This is a genomic window from Streptomyces sp. S07_1.15 (assembly GCF_020739505.1).
In the GTDB taxonomy this organism is placed as follows: Bacteria; Actinomycetota; Actinomycetes; order Streptomycetales; family Streptomycetaceae; genus Streptomyces; species Streptomyces xinghaiensis.
Map to the genome: position 1 here is coordinate 2,974,305 of NZ_JAJBZK010000001.1, position 15,170 is coordinate 2,989,474.

Annotated in this window: 17 protein-coding genes and 3 tRNA genes; 8 read left to right on the forward strand and 12 right to left on the reverse strand. The window is 70.6% G+C overall.

Features of this window, described 5'->3' with window-relative positions; all coding sequences use genetic code 11:
- Positions 1-41 precede the first annotated feature (41 nt).
- The 4 genes from rplK to LIX60_RS12695 form a co-directional block, all read right to left on the reverse strand.
- Positions 42-476 (reverse strand): 50S ribosomal protein L11, encoded by a 435-nt coding sequence (gene rplK, locus LIX60_RS12680; protein ID WP_019707809.1) that lies wholly within the window; start codon positions 474-476, stop codon positions 42-44.
- A gap of 203 nt (positions 477-679) precedes the next feature.
- Complete coding sequence (gene nusG, locus LIX60_RS12685) at positions 680-1,576, reverse strand: transcription termination/antitermination protein NusG (RefSeq protein ID WP_227958518.1); 897 nt, start codon at positions 1,574-1,576, stop codon at positions 680-682.
- A 73-nt stretch (positions 1,577-1,649) separates the two neighbouring features.
- Positions 1,650-1,943: a preprotein translocase subunit SecE gene (gene secE / locus LIX60_RS12690; protein ID WP_019707807.1), complete on the reverse strand. Its 294-nt coding sequence runs from the start codon at positions 1,941-1,943 to the stop codon at positions 1,650-1,652.
- Positions 1,944-2,050: 107 nt separating this feature from the next.
- Positions 2,051-2,123, reverse strand: a tRNA-Trp gene (locus LIX60_RS12695).
- Between the two features lie 550 nt (positions 2,124-2,673).
- On the opposite strand from LIX60_RS12695, the gene LIX60_RS12700 reads away from it, so the two are divergent.
- Complete coding sequence (locus LIX60_RS12700; RefSeq protein WP_227958519.1) at positions 2,674-3,732, forward strand: adenosine deaminase; 1,059 nt, start codon at positions 2,674-2,676, stop codon at positions 3,730-3,732.
- 197 nt (positions 3,733-3,929) lie between these two features.
- On the opposite strand, the gene LIX60_RS12705 is transcribed toward LIX60_RS12700, so the two are convergent.
- From LIX60_RS12705 to LIX60_RS12730, 6 genes are all read right to left on the reverse strand, one after another.
- On the reverse strand, positions 3,930-4,985 hold the full coding sequence (locus LIX60_RS12705; protein ID WP_227958520.1) for a UDP-N-acetylmuramate dehydrogenase: 1,056 nt from the start codon (positions 4,983-4,985) through the stop codon (positions 3,930-3,932).
- Between the two features lie 293 nt (positions 4,986-5,278).
- Entirely contained in the window at positions 5,279-5,713 is a 435-nt protein-coding gene (locus LIX60_RS12710) for a MaoC family dehydratase (protein ID WP_043466757.1), read from the reverse strand.
- 1 nt (position 5,714) lies between these two features.
- Positions 5,715-6,167 carry a MaoC family dehydratase N-terminal domain-containing protein gene (locus LIX60_RS12715; RefSeq protein ID WP_125623136.1) on the reverse strand — a complete coding sequence of 151 codons (453 nt, stop codon included), beginning with the start codon at positions 6,165-6,167 and terminating at the stop codon, positions 5,715-5,717.
- 157 nt (positions 6,168-6,324) lie between these two features.
- Positions 6,325-6,489, reverse strand: a complete 165-nt coding sequence (rpmG, locus tag LIX60_RS12720; RefSeq protein ID WP_003948671.1) for a 50S ribosomal protein L33 — start codon at positions 6,487-6,489, stop codon at positions 6,325-6,327.
- Positions 6,490-6,572: 83 nt separating this feature from the next.
- Positions 6,573-6,645 (reverse strand) — tRNA-Met (locus LIX60_RS12725).
- A gap of 46 nt (positions 6,646-6,691) precedes the next feature.
- A tRNA-Thr gene (locus tag LIX60_RS12730) sits at positions 6,692-6,764 on the reverse strand.
- Positions 6,765-6,999: 235 nt separating this feature from the next.
- Here LIX60_RS12730 and LIX60_RS12735 point away from each other — a divergent pair.
- The 3 genes from LIX60_RS12735 to LIX60_RS12745 all read left to right on the forward strand — a co-directional run bounded on the left by LIX60_RS12735 (position 7,000) and on the right by LIX60_RS12745 (position 10,993).
- Positions 7,000-8,316, forward strand: coding sequence for an amidohydrolase family protein (locus LIX60_RS12735; RefSeq protein ID WP_227958521.1), 1,317 nt, complete (start codon positions 7,000-7,002; stop codon positions 8,314-8,316).
- A 189-nt stretch (positions 8,317-8,505) separates the two neighbouring features.
- Positions 8,506-9,168 (forward strand): NAD(P)H-binding protein, encoded by a 663-nt coding sequence (locus LIX60_RS12740; RefSeq protein ID WP_227958522.1) that lies wholly within the window; start codon positions 8,506-8,508, stop codon positions 9,166-9,168.
- Positions 9,169-9,979: 811 nt separating this feature from the next.
- Positions 9,980-10,993: a hypothetical protein gene (locus tag LIX60_RS12745; RefSeq protein WP_227958523.1), complete on the forward strand. Its 1,014-nt coding sequence runs from the start codon at positions 9,980-9,982 to the stop codon at positions 10,991-10,993.
- Between the two features lie 7 nt (positions 10,994-11,000).
- Here LIX60_RS12745 and LIX60_RS12750 read toward each other — a convergent pair whose 3' ends face one another.
- Both LIX60_RS12750 and LIX60_RS12755 read right to left on the reverse strand, forming a co-directional pair.
- Entirely contained in the window at positions 11,001-11,615 is a 615-nt protein-coding gene (locus LIX60_RS12750) for a YdcF family protein (RefSeq protein WP_227962744.1), read from the reverse strand.
- A gap of 53 nt (positions 11,616-11,668) precedes the next feature.
- Positions 11,669-12,463, reverse strand: coding sequence for a GntR family transcriptional regulator (locus tag LIX60_RS12755; protein WP_227958524.1), 795 nt, complete (start codon positions 12,461-12,463; stop codon positions 11,669-11,671).
- A 389-nt stretch (positions 12,464-12,852) separates the two neighbouring features.
- On the opposite strand from LIX60_RS12755, the gene LIX60_RS12760 reads away from it, so the two are divergent.
- Genes LIX60_RS12760 through LIX60_RS12775 form a run of 4 tightly spaced genes read left to right on the forward strand, consistent with a single transcriptional unit; the run spans position 12,853 to position 15,153 of the window.
- Positions 12,853-13,164 carry a hypothetical protein gene (locus LIX60_RS12760; protein WP_227958525.1) on the forward strand — a complete coding sequence of 104 codons (312 nt, stop codon included), beginning with the start codon at positions 12,853-12,855 and terminating at the stop codon, positions 13,162-13,164.
- Positions 13,161-13,802 carry a GGDEF domain-containing protein gene (locus LIX60_RS12765; RefSeq protein WP_227958526.1) on the forward strand — a complete coding sequence of 214 codons (642 nt, stop codon included), beginning with the start codon at positions 13,161-13,163 and terminating at the stop codon, positions 13,800-13,802. Before LIX60_RS12760 ends, LIX60_RS12765 begins: the two co-directional genes overlap by 4 nt.
- The gene (locus tag LIX60_RS12770) at positions 13,799-14,818 is read left to right on the forward strand and encodes a DUF2637 domain-containing protein (protein ID WP_227958527.1); all 1,020 of its coding nucleotides are present in this window, start codon (positions 13,799-13,801) and stop codon (positions 14,816-14,818) included. Before LIX60_RS12765 ends, LIX60_RS12770 begins: the two co-directional genes overlap by 4 nt.
- Positions 14,818-15,153: a hypothetical protein gene (locus tag LIX60_RS12775; RefSeq protein WP_227958528.1), complete on the forward strand. Its 336-nt coding sequence runs from the start codon at positions 14,818-14,820 to the stop codon at positions 15,151-15,153. Before LIX60_RS12770 ends, LIX60_RS12775 begins: the two co-directional genes overlap by 1 nt.
- Positions 15,154-15,170: the final 17 nt, after the last annotated feature.

Here is a 15,170-nt window from a genome sequence, read left to right on the forward strand (position 1 = left end):
CCACGGTGACGGTGCGAGGGGGCCCTCGACCGGGACGGGCGTCAGCCCTCGACCGTGACGCCCATGGAACGGGCGGTGCCGGCGATGATCTTCTCGGCGGCGTCCAGGTCGTTGGCGTTGAGGTCGGGCATCTTGGTGGTGGCGATCTCGCGCACCTGGTCGCGGGTGATCTTGGCGACCTTCTTGACGTGCGGCTCGCCGGAGCCCTTGTCCACGCCCGCGGCCTTGAGGATCAGCTTCGCGGCCGGCGGGGTCTTCGTCACGAAGGTGAAGGAGCGGTCCTCGTAGACCGTGATCTCCACCGGCACGACCATCCCGCGCTGCGACTCGGTCGCGGCGTTGTAGGCCTTGCAGAACTCCATGATGTTGACGCCGTGCTGGCCCAGCGCGGGGCCGACCGGCGGGGCCGGGTTGGCGGCGCCGGCCTGGATCTGGAGCTTGATCAGCCCCGTGACCTTCTTCTTCTTGGGAGGCATTGCTCTCTCCGGGTCCTAGTGAGAGGTTTCCGCCCCGGTCCGGTCATCCGGACGGAGGCATACCGCACCACGATAACGGGTATGACAGTGCGGCCAAAAACCGAGCAGGTCAGACGGTTCTCCGTGATCCCGCGGGCGGGATGTGCGGAGAGCCGTCCGACCTGTTCGGAAGCTGCCGGGTCCGGCCCCGGAGGGCCGGGCGCCTAGTTCTTCTGGATCTGGTCGAAGCTCAGCTCGACCGGGGTCTCGCGGCCGAAGATCTCGACCAGGCCCTTGACCTTCTTCGAGTCGGCGTTGATCTCGTTGATGGTGGCCTGGAGGGTGGCGAACGGGCCGTCGGTGACGGTGACCGAGTCGCCGACCTCGAAGTCCAGCACCTGGACCTCGACCTTGCGGCTGGGCACCGGAACGCCGGCTTCCTCGGCCGCGGCCTTGGCGGCCTTCTCCTCGGCCTCCGGGGCGAGCATCTTGACGATCTCGTCCAGCGTCAGCGGGTACGGGTCGTAGGCGTTGCCCACGAAGCCCGTGACGCCGGGGGTGTTCCGGACGACGCCCCAGGACTCGTTCGTCAGATCCATGCGCACCAGCACATAGCCGGGGAGCTTGTTCTGGCGGACGTTCTTCCGCTCCCCGTTCTTGATCTGGACGATCTCTTCCTCGGGGACCTCGGCCTGGTAGATGAACTCCTCGACGTTGAGCGAGACGGCGCGCTGCTCCAGGTTGGCCTTCACGCGCTTCTCGTAGCCCGCGTAGGTGTGGATCACGTACCACTCGCCGGGGAGGGCGCGCAGCTCACGGCGGAGTTCCTCGACCGGGTCGGCCTGGGGCTCCTCGGCAGCGGCGGGCTCGGCGGAGGTCTCGTCCTCCGCGCCCTCCGCTTCGGCGGGCTCGGGGGACTCCGCAGACTCCGCGGACCCCGCCGGCTCGGCGGACTCCTCCGCGGCGGCGGGCTCCGGGGTCTCCCCGGCCTCCGCGGCCGGTGCGGTGTCCTCGGTGCCGTCGCCGACCGTGTCCGGTGCAGCCTGGGCCGCCTCGGCCGTCGCCGCAGCCTCTTCGCCCTGGTCGGGCTCGATGGCGTCGTTCAGGTTCGGGTCAGACACGGTGGCTGCTTCTTCCTGGCTTCAAGGGGTTGAACATGCGTCGTGGGGCGCCGAGAGCGACGCCGACGCGGGATCAGCCGAAGACGTACTTGACGGCTTCGGCGAATCCAAAGTCAATCACAGTCACCAGGGCAATCATGATGACGACGAAGATGATCACCACGGTGGTGTAGGTCGTGAGCTGGTTGCGGGTCGGCCAGACGACCTTCCGCAGCTCGGCCACGATCTGCCGGTAGAAGAGCGCGAGCCGGCCCAGCGGGCCCTTCTTGCCGCGCTTGCCGCCGCGCCGGACCTTCTTCTGCTCGTCCGTCTCGCCGTCGGACCGACCGCTCTCAGGCGTGTCGATGGAGCCCAGGGCGTCCGTCACTCGTCCTCACCTGAATCCGGGTCGTGGCCGTGCCGCGCCCGGTGGAGCCGCACGGCGGTGCGTTGTCGTACGTACCTGCGCACACATCCTGGCGAAGATGCGTGTAGCAGGGCCGGAGGGACTTGAACCCCCAACCGCTGGTTTTGGAGACCAGTGCTCTACCAATTGAGCTACGACCCTTTGTCCCCCTCAACCTACCGCATCCGGGGCGGCCCATGGAGTGGGCGTGACCGGAGCGGCCGTGAGGGCCAACGCCCAGTGAGTGTACGTGTTCTGCGGCCGGGCGTCGAACAGGTACCGGTTCCGGTGGCCACGGGGGACCGGCCGCGGCCCTTCCCCCGGCGGCCGCGCTCCGCTTACCGCCACCCCCGCCCCCGGCGGGGTCCTGTGCCGGTCGTCGCCGACGAGACCGCCGGTACCAGGTGTCCGTGGAACAGCTGGAGGCGGCGGGCACCGGGAACACCAGGATGCCGCCGTTCGTCTCCCCCCAACCCGGCCGGATCCGTCTGCGGCCGGGCCGGGGTGGCCTTCGGGACCCCGGGGTGTCTGCGGCTGTCGTACGCGCTGGGGGACGAGGACCTGGCCGAGGGGGTCTCGCGCCTGCAGAGCCTGCTGGGCGAGGCGCGGGCGTAGCGGGGCGGCCACGGGGTCGACCGGGGGCAAGAAGGTTCGGGGAGGGGGATTCCGAATCCTCTACCGTGGTGGGCGGGTCATACGGCAGGATTTTGGAATGTCGCCGTACCACCACGGGAATCCCCCGCTCCCCCGCACCGCCGCGCGTGATGTCCGGCTGCTGCCGAAGGCCCATCTGCATCTGCACTTCACCGGGTCGATGCGGCCCACGACGCTGCTCGAACTCGCCGACAAGCACGGTGTGCACCTGCCGGAGGCGCTGAGCGGCGGCGAGCCGCCGAGGCTGCGGGCGACGGACGAGCGGGGCTGGTTCCGGTTCCAGCGGCTCTACGACATCGCCCGGTCGTGCCTGCGGACCGCCGAGGACATCCAGCGGCTGGTGCGCGAGGCCGCGCAGGAGGACGCGCGGGACGGTTCCGGCTGGCTGGAGATCCAGGTCGATCCGACCTCGTACGCGCCCCGGCTCGGCGGGCTCATCCCCACCATGGAGATCATCCTGGACGCGGTGGACGCGGCGTCGCGGGAGACGGGGGTCGGGATGCGGGTGCTCGTCGCGGCGAACCGGGTGAAGCATCCGCTGGACGCGCGCACCCTGGCGCGGCTGGCGGTGCGGTACGCGGACCGCGGGGTGATCGGTTTCGGGCTGTCGAACGACGAGCGGCGCGGATTCGCCCGGGACTTCGACCGGGCGTTCGCCATCGCCCGGGCCGGCGGGCTGATCGCCGCCCCGCACGGGGGCGAGCTGTCGGGGCCCGGCAGCGTACGGGACTGCCTGGACGATCTGCACGCCGACCGGGTGGGGCACGGGGTGCGGGCCGCGGAGGACCCTCGGCTGCTGGAGCGGCTGGCCGAACGGGGGGTCGCCTGCGAGGTCTGCCCGGCGTCCAATGTGGCGCTCGGTGTCTACGAGAAGGCGGAGGACGTGCCGCTGCGGACGTTGTTCGACGCGGGGGTGCCGGTGGCGCTGGGCGCCGACGACCCGCTGCTGTTCGGGTCGCGGCTGGCGGACCAGTACGCGCTGGTGCGGTCCGTGCTGGGGTTCAGTGATGCCGAACTGGCCGAGCTGGCACGGCAGTCGGTGCGGGCTTCGCAGGCGCCGGAGGATGTGCGCAAGCAGATGCTGAGCGGCATCGACGACTGGCTGGCGGCGGAGTAGGCGGGGAGGGCGGCGCTTCCCGCCCTGCCGCGGTGGCCGGCCCGTGCGGGCTCGGGCCGGCGGGTGGTGGCCGGCGGGCGGTGGCCGGCGGGCCGGGCGGGGGCCTGGTGCGCCGCGGGCCGGTCGGCGGGTATCGGCTGCCGGCCGCGGGGCGTCGTGGCGGCTTGCGCGTGCCGTGCCCGGTGCGCGCGGGTGTTCTAGAGGCTGACGCCCACTGTCACCGGCTCGTTGACGAGGGTCACTCCGAAGGCCTCGCGCACACCGTCGCGGACCTCCCGGGCCAGGGCGAGCAGGTCCTCGGTGGTGGCCTCGCCGCGGTTGGTGAGCGCCAGGGTGTGCTTGCCGGAGATGCGGGCCGGGCCGGTGCCGTAGCCCTTGGTGAAGCCGGCCTTGTCGATGAGCCAGGCGGCGGAGGTCTTCATCCGCCCGTCGCCCGCCGGGTACGCGGGCGGCTCGGTGCCGGGGCCGAGGCGTTCGGTGACGCGGGCCAGGAAGGCGGCGTGCTCGTCGGCGTCCAGGACGGGGTTGGTGAAGAAGGACCCCGCGGACCAGGTGTCGTGGTCCTCCGGGTCCAGCACCATGCCCTTGCCGGCCCGGAGTGCGAGGACGGTCTCGCGCGCGGCGGAGGCGGCGACGCGCTCGCCCGGCTCGACGCCCAGGGCGCGGGCCGTCTCGGCGTACTTCAGGGGCGCCGACAGGCCGCCGGCGTCCTCCAGTGCGAAGCGGACGCGCAGGACGACATGGCGGTCCGGGTCGGACTTGAAGCGGCTGTGGCGGTAGGAGAAGCCGCAGTCCGCGTTGGGGATGGTGACCGTCTCGCCGGACACCCGGTCGTAGGCCACCACCTCGGTGATGGTGGTGGCGACCTCCTGGCCGTACGCGCCGACGTTCTGGATCGGCGTCGCGCCGGCGGAGCCGGGGATGCCGGCGAGGCACTCGACGCCCGCCAGACCCGCCTCGACGGTCCGGGCCACGGCCTCGGACCAGTTCTCGCCGGCGGCCAGTTCGAGGCGGGTGCCGGCGAGGTCGACGCCACGGGTCGCGATCCGCAGGACCGTGCCGTCGAACCCCTTGTCGGAGATGACGAGGTTGCTGCCGCCGCCGATGAGGAGCAGCGGGGTGCCGGCGGCGTCGGCTTCGCGGACGGCCTCGACGACCTCCTCGTCCGTCACCGCGGTGACCAGGCGGTTGGCCGGGCCGCCGAGGCGGAAGGTGGTGAGCGGGGCCAGCGGGGCGTCGTGGAGTACCTGCACGGGCCCAGCGTACGGGGCCGCCTCCGGCGGGGGTGTGTCCGCCCTGCTGCCCGGGGTGCCTCCGGCTCGGGGTGCTTCTCGTGCGGGGCCGCTGCCGGCTCGGGGTGCGCTTCTGTACCGGTCCGTGCCGGTTCGTGCCGGTCTGCGCCGGGCACGGCGCCGGTTTCCGCGCTTCGCGCGGGTGTTCTCCCTCCCGCCCGCCCATGTCTTCGGTGCGGAGAAGCGAGTGGGCGGGGTGCGCTGCTCCGAGCCGGTGGCGGCGGGGCGGGAGTCCGCCGCCCGCCCCGCTCGGGTCAGCTGAGCTGGACCACCGCCCGGGACATGCCCAGGACCTTCTCACCCGCGCTCGTCGCGGTCAGGTCGACCCGGACCCTGCGGGTGTCCTCGCCCAGCTTCGCCGCGACCTTCGCCGAGACCTCGATCACGGCGCCCTTGTCGTCGTCCGGGACCACCACCGGCTTGGTGAAGCGCACCCCGTACTCGACCACCGCCGCCGGGTCGCCCGCCCAGTCGGTGACGACGCGGACCGCTTCGGCCATGGTGAACATGCCGTGCGCGATGACGTCCTCCAGGCCGACGCTCTTCGCGAAGCGCTCGTTCCAGTGGATCGGGTTGAAGTCGCCGGACGCGCCCGCGTAGCGCACGAGGTCCGCACGGGTGACCGGGAAGCTCCGGGAGGGCAGTTCCGTGCCGGGCTCGACGTCGTCGTAGGAGATGACGGCCGCCATGTCAGTTCTCCTCCGGTGCGCGCGAAACGATCTTGGTGTGGGCGGTGACGACATGCTCACCGGCGGCGTCGTGCACGTCACCGCGGATGTCGACGATGTCGTTCCCCGCGAGGGTCTTGACCTCGTCGATGGTGGTGGTGACGGAGAGCCGGTCGCCGGCGCGCACCGGGCGGCTGTAGACGAACCGCTGGTCGCGGTGGACCACCCGGCTGTAGTCGAGGCCGAGCTGCGGGTCGTCGACCACCTGTCCGGCCGCCCGGTACGTGAGCGAGAACACGAAGGTCGGCGGGGCGATCACATCCGGGTGGCCGAGCGCCCTGGCCGCGTCCGGCTCGGTGTAGGCCGGGTTCGGGTCGCCGATGGCCTCGGCGAACTCGCGGATCTTCTCGCGTCCGACTTCGTACGGCGCGGTGGGCGGGTACGCCCGGCCGACGAAGGACTGGTCGAGCGCCATCTGCTCGGCACCTCCTGCTCGGGGCTGATGCTGATCGGTCTACCGGACCGTCCCGGGTGACCGGCCCGGCCGCCTGGCGGACCCGGTGGTTCCGGTGGTCCCGGCAACGCCATGAGGCCGCCCCCGGGTGGGGACGGCCTCATGGACGAGCCTGTTGTTATCGCGTCTCGCGGTGCGCGGTGTGCGCGTTGCAGCGCGGGCAGTGCTTCTTCATCTCCAGTCGGTCCGGGTTGTTACGCCGGTTCTTCTTGGTGATGTAGTTCCGCTCCTTGCACTCCACGCAGGCCAGCGTGATCTTCGGGCGGACGTCGGTGGCAGCCACGTGAGTGCTCCTTGGACGAACAGTGGATGAACGCAGAAAGAGTAGCCGATCGAAGGACTTAGCCTGCAATCGGCTACTGTTCGTAGCGGTGACCGGACTTGAACCGGTGACACAGCGATTATGAGCCGCTTGCTCTACCGACTGAGCTACACCGCTTCGATGTCGGACAACCCGCCCGGCGGACGGATTGTTCCCACACCAGAGCCCCAATACGGAATCGAACCGTAGACCTTCTCCTTACCATGGAGACGCTCTGCCGACTGAGCTATTGGGGCGAGCGATGAAGACATTACACGCTGAACGGCCGAAGGTGAAATCCGTATCGGCCCCCGCCCGGCCCCCCGCTCACCGCCTGGCACTCCCCTCCCAGTCGTGCCCGCGACCCCGCCGGTACGACTATTGCGCTCCTGCTCGTGACCGCCGTGGAGGCGGCCTAGGCTCGGTTCACGCTTCGTGATCTTTCCCCCGGAACCCGGAACGGAACCGCCCGCAGAAGCCCGCAGGAGCGCGATGCCCGACAGCAGCCGACCGCAGCCCTCCGGCAGCGAGAGCGCTCCGGAGCCGTCCGCGCTCGTCCTGTCCGGCGCCCGGCTCTCCGACGGCCGGAACGTGGACGTCCGGATCAGCGGCGGGCGCATCGAGGCGGTCGGCACGGCCGGCAGCCTCACCCGGTCCGCCCCGGCGGGAGAGCGCCCCCGGGGCCGCGCGGGCGAGCCCGCCCGGATCGACCTCAGCGGCTACCTCCTGCTCCCGGCGCCGGCCGAACCGCACGCCCACACCGACACCGCGCTCACCGCCGGCGGGGACGGCCCCGCCGCGTACGGCGCCGACGACGTGCAGCGCCGCACCATCGAGGCCGCGCTGCTCCATCTCGGTCACGGCGCCACCGCCCTCCGGGCGCACATCCGCGTCGGCGGGGTGCACGGGCTGCGCGCACTGGAGGGGGCGCTCCAGGCACGGCGCGCGCTCACCGGGCTGACCGAACTGACGACCGTCGCCGTGCCGCGGGTGCTGACCGGGGCCGCGGGCGCGGACGGGCTGGCGATGCTGCGGGACGCGGTCAAGATGGGCGCGGCGGTCGTCGGCGGCTGTCCGGATCTCGACCCGGACCCCTCCGGCTACGTCGAGGCCGTGCTCGGGGTCGCGGCGGAGCACGGGTGCCCCGTGGACCTGCACACGGAGGGTGACGACCCGGCCCGGCTGGCGCGGCTGGCGGCGATGGCCGGCGGGCTGCGGCCCGGGGTCTCCATCGGGCCGTGCGCGGGGCTCTCCCTGCTTCCCCGGCCGGACGCGCGCCGGGCCGCCGACCGCCTCGCGGCCGCGGGCGTTTCCGTCGTCCTGCTGCCGCAGGGGCACTGCGCGGCCATGGAGTGCGACGGAGCGGTGCGCCCGGGACCGCCGGCGCCCGCGGCCGCCCCGGTGCGGCTGCTGCGGGCGGCGGGGGTGCGGGTGGCCGCGGGCAGCGGGGCGCTGCGGGACGCGGCCAACCCGGTGGGGCGCGGCGATCCGCTGGAGGCCGCGTATCTGCTGGCCACTCAGGGCGGGGAGAGCCCGGAGGCGGCGTACGCGGCGGTCAGCGACCGGGCCCGGGCCGTGATGGGGCTGCGGCCGGTGCGGCTGGAGGCCGGCTTCCCGGCGGAGCTGCTGGCGGTGCGCGGGGAGAGCGTGGCCGGGGCGCTGTCGCTGGCGTACAGCCGGATCGTGGTGCACGGGGGGCGGATCGTGGCGCGTACCAGCGCGGTGCGCGAGTACTGCGACTCGGAGACGGTGGCCGCGCTCGACCTGCCCCGGCAGGCGCGGCAGGGACCGGGGGGCGAAGTCCCTTAGGCGGTGGCTCTGTTGACGTGGCGGGGTGACGGCAACGAGGGCGGCGGGCCGGGGAAGCGGACGAGGTTGCGCGGCGGGGCCCGGGCGGGCCCTCCGGTGTGACGGGTGCGACGGGGGTTCAGGCCGGCGCAAGGTATGGCCAGCGCGCCCTCTGTCTGCACTTCGTGCCCTCGGCGTACGGTCGGGACCATGCGCATTGTCATCGCTGGAGGACACGGTCAGATCGCGCTGCGGCTGGAGCGGTTGCTCGCCGGGCGCGGTGACGAGGTCGCGGGCCTCATCCGCAGCCGCGAGCAGGGCGACGACCTGCGGGAAGCGGGGGCCGAACCCGTGCTGTGCGACCTGGAGTCGGCCATCACCGAGGAGGTCGCGGCCCATCTGCAGGGCGCCGACGCGGCCGTTTTCGCGGCCGGCGCCGGACCGGGCAGCGGCATCGCCCGGAAGGAGACCGTGGACCGGGCGGCCGCGGAGCTCTTCGCCGAGGCGGCCGAGCGGGCCGGGGTGCGGCGCTTCCTCGTCGTCTCGTCGATGGGCGCCGACAGCGAGCCGACACCGGACACCGACCCGGTCTTCGCCGCCTATCTGCGGGCCAAGGGCGCGGCGGACGCGGCCGTGCGGGCGCGCACCGAGCTGGACTGGACGATCCTGCGGCCGGGCCGGCTCACCGACGATCCGGGGACGGGGCTGGTCACGCTCGCCGAGCGCACCGGGCGGGACGCGGTGCCGCGGGACGACGTGGCGGCGGTGCTGGCCGCGCTGCTGGACGAGCCGGGCACCATCGGCAGGACGCTGGAACTGATCAGCGGTTCGGTTCCGGTGGCGGAGGCGGTGAAGGCCGCCGCGTCGGACTGAACGAGGCGGGGGAAGGCCCGGGGAAGGGCTGCGCACCACGGCACGGAGAAGGCCCCCGGTCCGCGTACTCGCGGATCGGGGGCCTTTTCTGTTCCTGTGGCGGCGCCAGGATTCGAACCTGGGAAGGCTGAGCCGGCAGATTTACAGTCCTCTGTGCATGACACCGAGACGCAACGCCTGACCTGTGCCTTTGGCGATGCTCCCGGAGACGATCGCACGCGCCGTCCACGAGTCGTCCAGAGCGCCTTGATCAGAGCCACTCTTGTGTGATGACCACGGCCCCACCGCCAGAGCACCGGAACACTCAGCCCCGAACGGCGCTGACCAGCGCTGCAAGCGCCCCAATCAATCCCGCCAGCGCAGTGACCACGGGCAGGGAACGGTTGACCCAGTGAGGGGGGTCATCCTTGCGCTCCCAGGTAGGAGGGGTGTCGGGCGTCATCAACTTGCTCCTCTAGCGAATGAAGAGCCATGACAGTCCTAGTTGCCATGGCCACGCGAATCGGTGACGCCCCCGTCGGCCGCGACGGGGCGCCGCTGTTCTCGGAACAACGCAACCCGTCCGGCGCGCGGAAGGCGATGCCCTCGGCCAAGACCGGCAAAGCCCGGACAGTTGACCCGCTGGTCGACTACGGTTCTGACCGATCATCCGGACAGCCCCGGACAGTCCCGGCCAAGCCCGGACGTCCGCGGACAGGGGAGCTACGAGATGAGCTTGGCGGCACAACTTCAGCATTTGCGGGTACGGGCAGGAAGCCCTACAGTCCGCCAGATTGAGCGTTTGATATCGCGGCAAGGACGAGAGCGCAAAATGGCACGCTCAACAATCCAGGACAAGCTGTCAGGGAAAAGCCGCATCAACTTGCCTGAGGTCCTATCGATTGTGGAAGCCCTGGCAGAGCACGCGAGGCTCAGCGGAGCTCCACTGCTGCCGCAGGAAATTGATCCGGGGGTCTGGCGCGAGCGATTGTCGAATTTCGACAATGCTCTCCCCAGGCGTCCCAGTACACCACACGCTCCAGCCGCCTCCATGAAACAGCAGGAACCATGGAACATAGAAGCGCTAGAGCTCGCCCAGATGCATGACATTGTCGAAATCGTTCGGAACTCAAACCAGATGCCCACCGCATCATGGCTCCCGAATGCAGTGGAATCGATGCTACTCGCCGAGATGTCGGTTTCCGAGTTCATGAAGAGAGCCGCAAAAGACAGGCCACAAGAGATTATTCAAACCCTCGTAGCACTCGACAGGTCGTTCCCCGCTCCAGAACCTACCCCCTGGCCATCGTGGAACAGTAGCGACCACGACAAAACGGTGGGAGCACTGCTTGCTCACACCGCACGGGTCCACGGAACAAGATCAACGCCCGCCATAGTCGTGGCCATGCGCAGAGCGCAGATCAGCGAGCATGTCGATTCCTACCTGGTCGCGATCGCGCGCATGCACTCAGCCCGCAATATCCGGCACATAGTTCAACAGTTACGAGTGGCCACACTGCAATCTGACGCAGATCGGGTTCTCGAATTCACAGGATCGAAGCGGCAGACAGGGCGCATACTGGAGGTCGTCCTTGAGTTTCGCGCATCAGGAAAATTTGACGACGCGAGTAGGATCCTTAGAGGGGTGGGCGCCGGGGGTTGGTATTTGACCAAGGCCGCGGTCGACGAGATCGGAGGCCACGAATTGGCCGAAGAATTCGTGCGCGACATCCTCAGAGGAATCCCCTACGGAAAGCACTCGGAGTACGCGGAACAGATAAGTGAATACGGCAACGAGGTTCTGTCCCAAAGGATCCTGAGGGCCGCAGACGAACCCCCCTTTTGAGGGATCCTCAGCGGTCCGCCTCGTCTCTCCCCGGGACTAGTCGACTTGTGAACCCTTGGCGGCAGAGCCGTTCGTATGCATCCATTACGCCATCCGGCACCGACAGGTGGATCATGAACCCTTGCTTTGGGTAGATCAGCAGTCGCTGTAGCGCACCGACGAGCATGTCAACCACCATTCGCACGTCGTGAATTGACTCGACGTACTGCTCGAAGCTCATTGGTGTTGAGGCGCAGATGAACTCAGCTTCGGGCCACAGCTTGCACGCAGTGGCGTATGCGCGGCGCTCTTCGTACGGCTTGCTGACCAGCAGGACAGAGGAGACTTCGGCGCCGGCCTCTTCCAGAAGCGCGCGTGAGAAGCGGATGTTCTCGCCCGTGTTGCGCGCACGCGGCTCCACCAGGACGGCCGAGCTGGGCACGCCCAGCTCCAAGGCCCGTTCCCGGTAGTGCACGGCTTCGCCCCTGGGCATACGTTCGCGCGTCGTCGGGCTGGTGGCGCCGGTGAACACGATCAGGGGGACCATTCCGCGGCGGTATAGGTCCACCGCGGTGTCTGCCACGCCCAAGTCGTGACTCCCCAGGCCGATAGCGACAGAGCACGGGCGGACCTCGTGTCGCATGTGGTGGTAGTCCCACAGCAACTGCGCGTCTGCCCACGCCTGCTCAGAGATCCTCACGGCGTTTCCTTCCCGTCCCGCGCCGTGTCCGGCACCTTGAACTCGTACTCCCAGGCGAAGCGCGATGCGGCATGAAGGCCGATGGCGAACTCCACCACGGTGCCATCGGCGGTGTACGTGGTCCGGTGAAGCTCAACGACTGGTTCGCCCGGGGGCAACTGCAGCAGCTTGGCCTCATCCGTTGTGGGGATCCGCGCGAACAGCTCTTCCTTCATGTGGTCGATCTCGTATCCCGCGTCGTACAGCACGCGGAAGCCACCGCCCCGGCCGGCCGGACCAGGAGCCGGATCCACGATGCGGGTCCCCTCGACGTGCTCCGGGCGGTAATAGCTGGTCAGCGTGTGCGTGGGCTGATCGCCTTCCTTCACAAGACGTGCCCGTGCATAGACCTGCGCGCCTTCCGGTAGCCCGTGCGCAACCGCGACCGCTGGCGGTGCCTCGACAAGGCTCACTGTCTGCGTCTGCTCATTGCGTCGGTACGCGCGGCCGGAGGCGACACGGTCGGCGATGAAGGCCACTTCGTCGCCGTCCCGCCACTTGGCCTTGTCGTACCGCATGATCCCGAGCCGCTTCAGCGGAGTCTGTTGCCGCACGACGGTGCCGTGCCCACGGGACGAGGTGACAAGGCCCTCTGCTTCCAGCGCCTTGTAGGCCGCGTGAACGGTGGACTTGGAGCCCTCACCCGCTTCGACGAGGTCTCTGATGTGCGGCAGCTGTTGCCCGGGCGCGTACTCGCCACTTCTGATCGCCTGGGCCAGCTTGTCCGCCAGCTCTCGCCATTTCGGCGCCATGTGGGACTCCTCTCCTCAAGGGCAAGTCAAACACAGTCCCAGGACTGTTGACAGTCCCGGGACTGTGCGCCATTGTCTTGCTCAAGCGGTTCGCAGTCCCAGGACAGCGCAACTGAAGGGCCTTCTTTGGGCTGCCTTCGGTGCGTATGTGACCCGCTGCAAGCGCCCGGAGGGCCCGGTGACAGGGGCCCGAAGGAAGCGCCTGTCCCTTGAGAACTCCAAATGGCCACCGCCTCCACTGAAAAGGCGGCCCGCTCGGCCTTGAGACGAGCGCACGTCCCGGCACTCCGCCGGGATCGATCGACCAACCCCACAGCACCAAGGCGGCGGCACACCCGTGCAAGGACAGCCCGCCGCCTTGGTGCTCCCAACCCATCTGGAGAGACACGATGCGCACCTTCATTGGCGGACAGGAGGCGGTCACCGCCTCCGAGTTCGAAGAGCTGGCGCTCGGCTTCGATGAGCGGCCCATGGGGCTCGACCGTGAGCTGTTCCTCGGGGCCGCCGAGGAGACGCCGGCCGAACGCGCGGCCCGGCTGGACGCGGCGTGTGACGTGCTGGCCGACCTGCGGGAGCAGGGCGAGACGGACGAGATCGCCGCGTGGGACGCGCTGTACGCCGACGCGCTGTCGCGGACCGTGCCGCTGCTGCGGTCCGCCGCCCGCGTCCGTCGTGCCCCGTGGACGGGGGAAGCGGCATGAACAGCCTGTTCCCCGCTATGGCGGCTGCCGGTCCGATGGCGGCGGCCTGGACGGCTCACACGGTGTGGATGCGGCGCAGGCTCGACGCTGCCCGCCGCGATCCTTTGACCGGGCTGGACACCCGTGCTGCGTTCGAGCGTCGGGCCGTGCGTGGGCTGGCCAAGGGGCCGCATGTCGTCCTGGTGCTCGATCTGGACGGCTTCAAGAAGCTCAACGACACGTTCGGACACGCGGCCGGGGACGAGGCGATCCGCTCCACTGCCGCGAGCCTGGACGACACGCTTACCGACCGGCCGGGCAGTGTGGCGGCCCGCTTGGGCGGGGATGAGTTCGCCGCCATCGTGCCGCTGCCGGATGCGGCCGTGCTGCCGTGGCTGCTGGGGGGCCTTCACGGCGAGATCACCGCCCCGTTCGCCTACCGGGGCCGCACGCTGGCCGTGGGCGCCTCCATCGGCGCCGCCCTCACCGCCGCCCTGCCGACGCCGTCCCTGTCGCTGGCACTGCGGCGGGCAGATGAGGCGATGTACGCGGCCAAACGGAGCGGCGGCGGCTGGCGGGTGGCCGAGGGCATCGAGCCGCTGCCGACCGTCAACGGCCGCCGGGCCGGGCGGTCCGGCACCCATGGGGGTGCGCGATGACCGTCAAGCTCACCAAAGACCAGCCCGCGCCGGGAGCTGCGGCCGGGGTGCCGCCGCTGTCCAAGCCGGAACGGGTCCTGCTCGGCACGGTGGCCGTGGCGGCCGGCGCGGTCGGCATCCTCGGTCTGGCCTCGTCCTTCGACGCCGTGTCGGCCGCGGCCGCGCGGTGGGGGTTCGGGGCGCCGTGGATGCTGCCGGTCGGCATCGATGTGGCGATCCCGGTGTTCACGGCCGCCAACCTGCTGCTGATCCGGGTGAACATGCCGCTGGCGTGGGTCCGCTTCGTGCCCTGGGCGCTGACCCTGGTGACGTGCTGGCTCAACATCGCGGCCGGGCACAGCCTGTCGGCGAAGCTGGCGCACGGCACCATGCCGCTGCTGTGGGTGGTGCTCTCCGAGATCGCCGCCCACGTCTACGCGAGCCGCATCGGCGCGGTGACCGGGCGCCGGATGGAGAAGATCCGCCGCTCCCGCTGGCTGCTCGCCTTCCCCTCCACCTTCGCCCTGTGGCGGCGGATGACGCTGTGGGAGATCACCTCCTACTCCGACGCCCTGGCACGGGAGCGGCAGCGGCAGTTGGACCGGGCCGAGCTGCGCGAGCGCTACGGGCGCCGGTGGCGCAAGCACACCCCGCACCGCACCCGCGTCCTGCTCAAACTCGGCGAACTCGCCCCGGCCGCCGAGGCGGACACCCCGCCGCCGCTGCCGCCCGGCAACAGCGACCAGGAGCAGCCCGAGCCGAAGCCGGAACAGCCGGTCCGGCGCCCGCGCAAGACCGCTGGCAAGGCCAAGCCCAAGCCGAAGGGGAAGTCGGTGCGGTCAGCGGATGAGCTGCTGGCCGAGGCCCGGACCGTGACCGCCGCGTGGGCGGGTGAGGACCTGACGGCCGAGGCAATCCGCAAGACCGTCCGCACCTCCCAGGCCAACGCCCGCACCCTCCGCGACGCCCTCAAGGCTGAGCGAGCCGAGGCGGCCCGGTTCCGTCGGGAGGCCGAGGCCGGGGCGGAGGCCGCGTGATGGCTGAGCCGATCGTTGGGGCCGCTCTGTGGCGGCGCGTGATGGAGGCCGCGGGCTACCGCTGCCAGTGCGCAGGGCAGTGCGGCAACCCGCACACCAAGGGCGAAGGCCGTTGCTCCAAGGTGCACGACAAGTACGCCAGCAGGCACAGCGGCCCGGTCCGTCTGTTGGCCGCCGCTGCCGACCCGGCCACTCCGTCCCGCGCGGCGGCCCTGCTGCCGGTGGACGACCTCCGGGCATGGTGCCCGACCTGTTTCGACGCCGCCCGCCGCGCCGCCCAACGTCTGACCCGGGCCGCTCCGGATCCCGCGCAGGGCGGCTTGTTCGACCTCTGACCTGTCATTCACGGGGC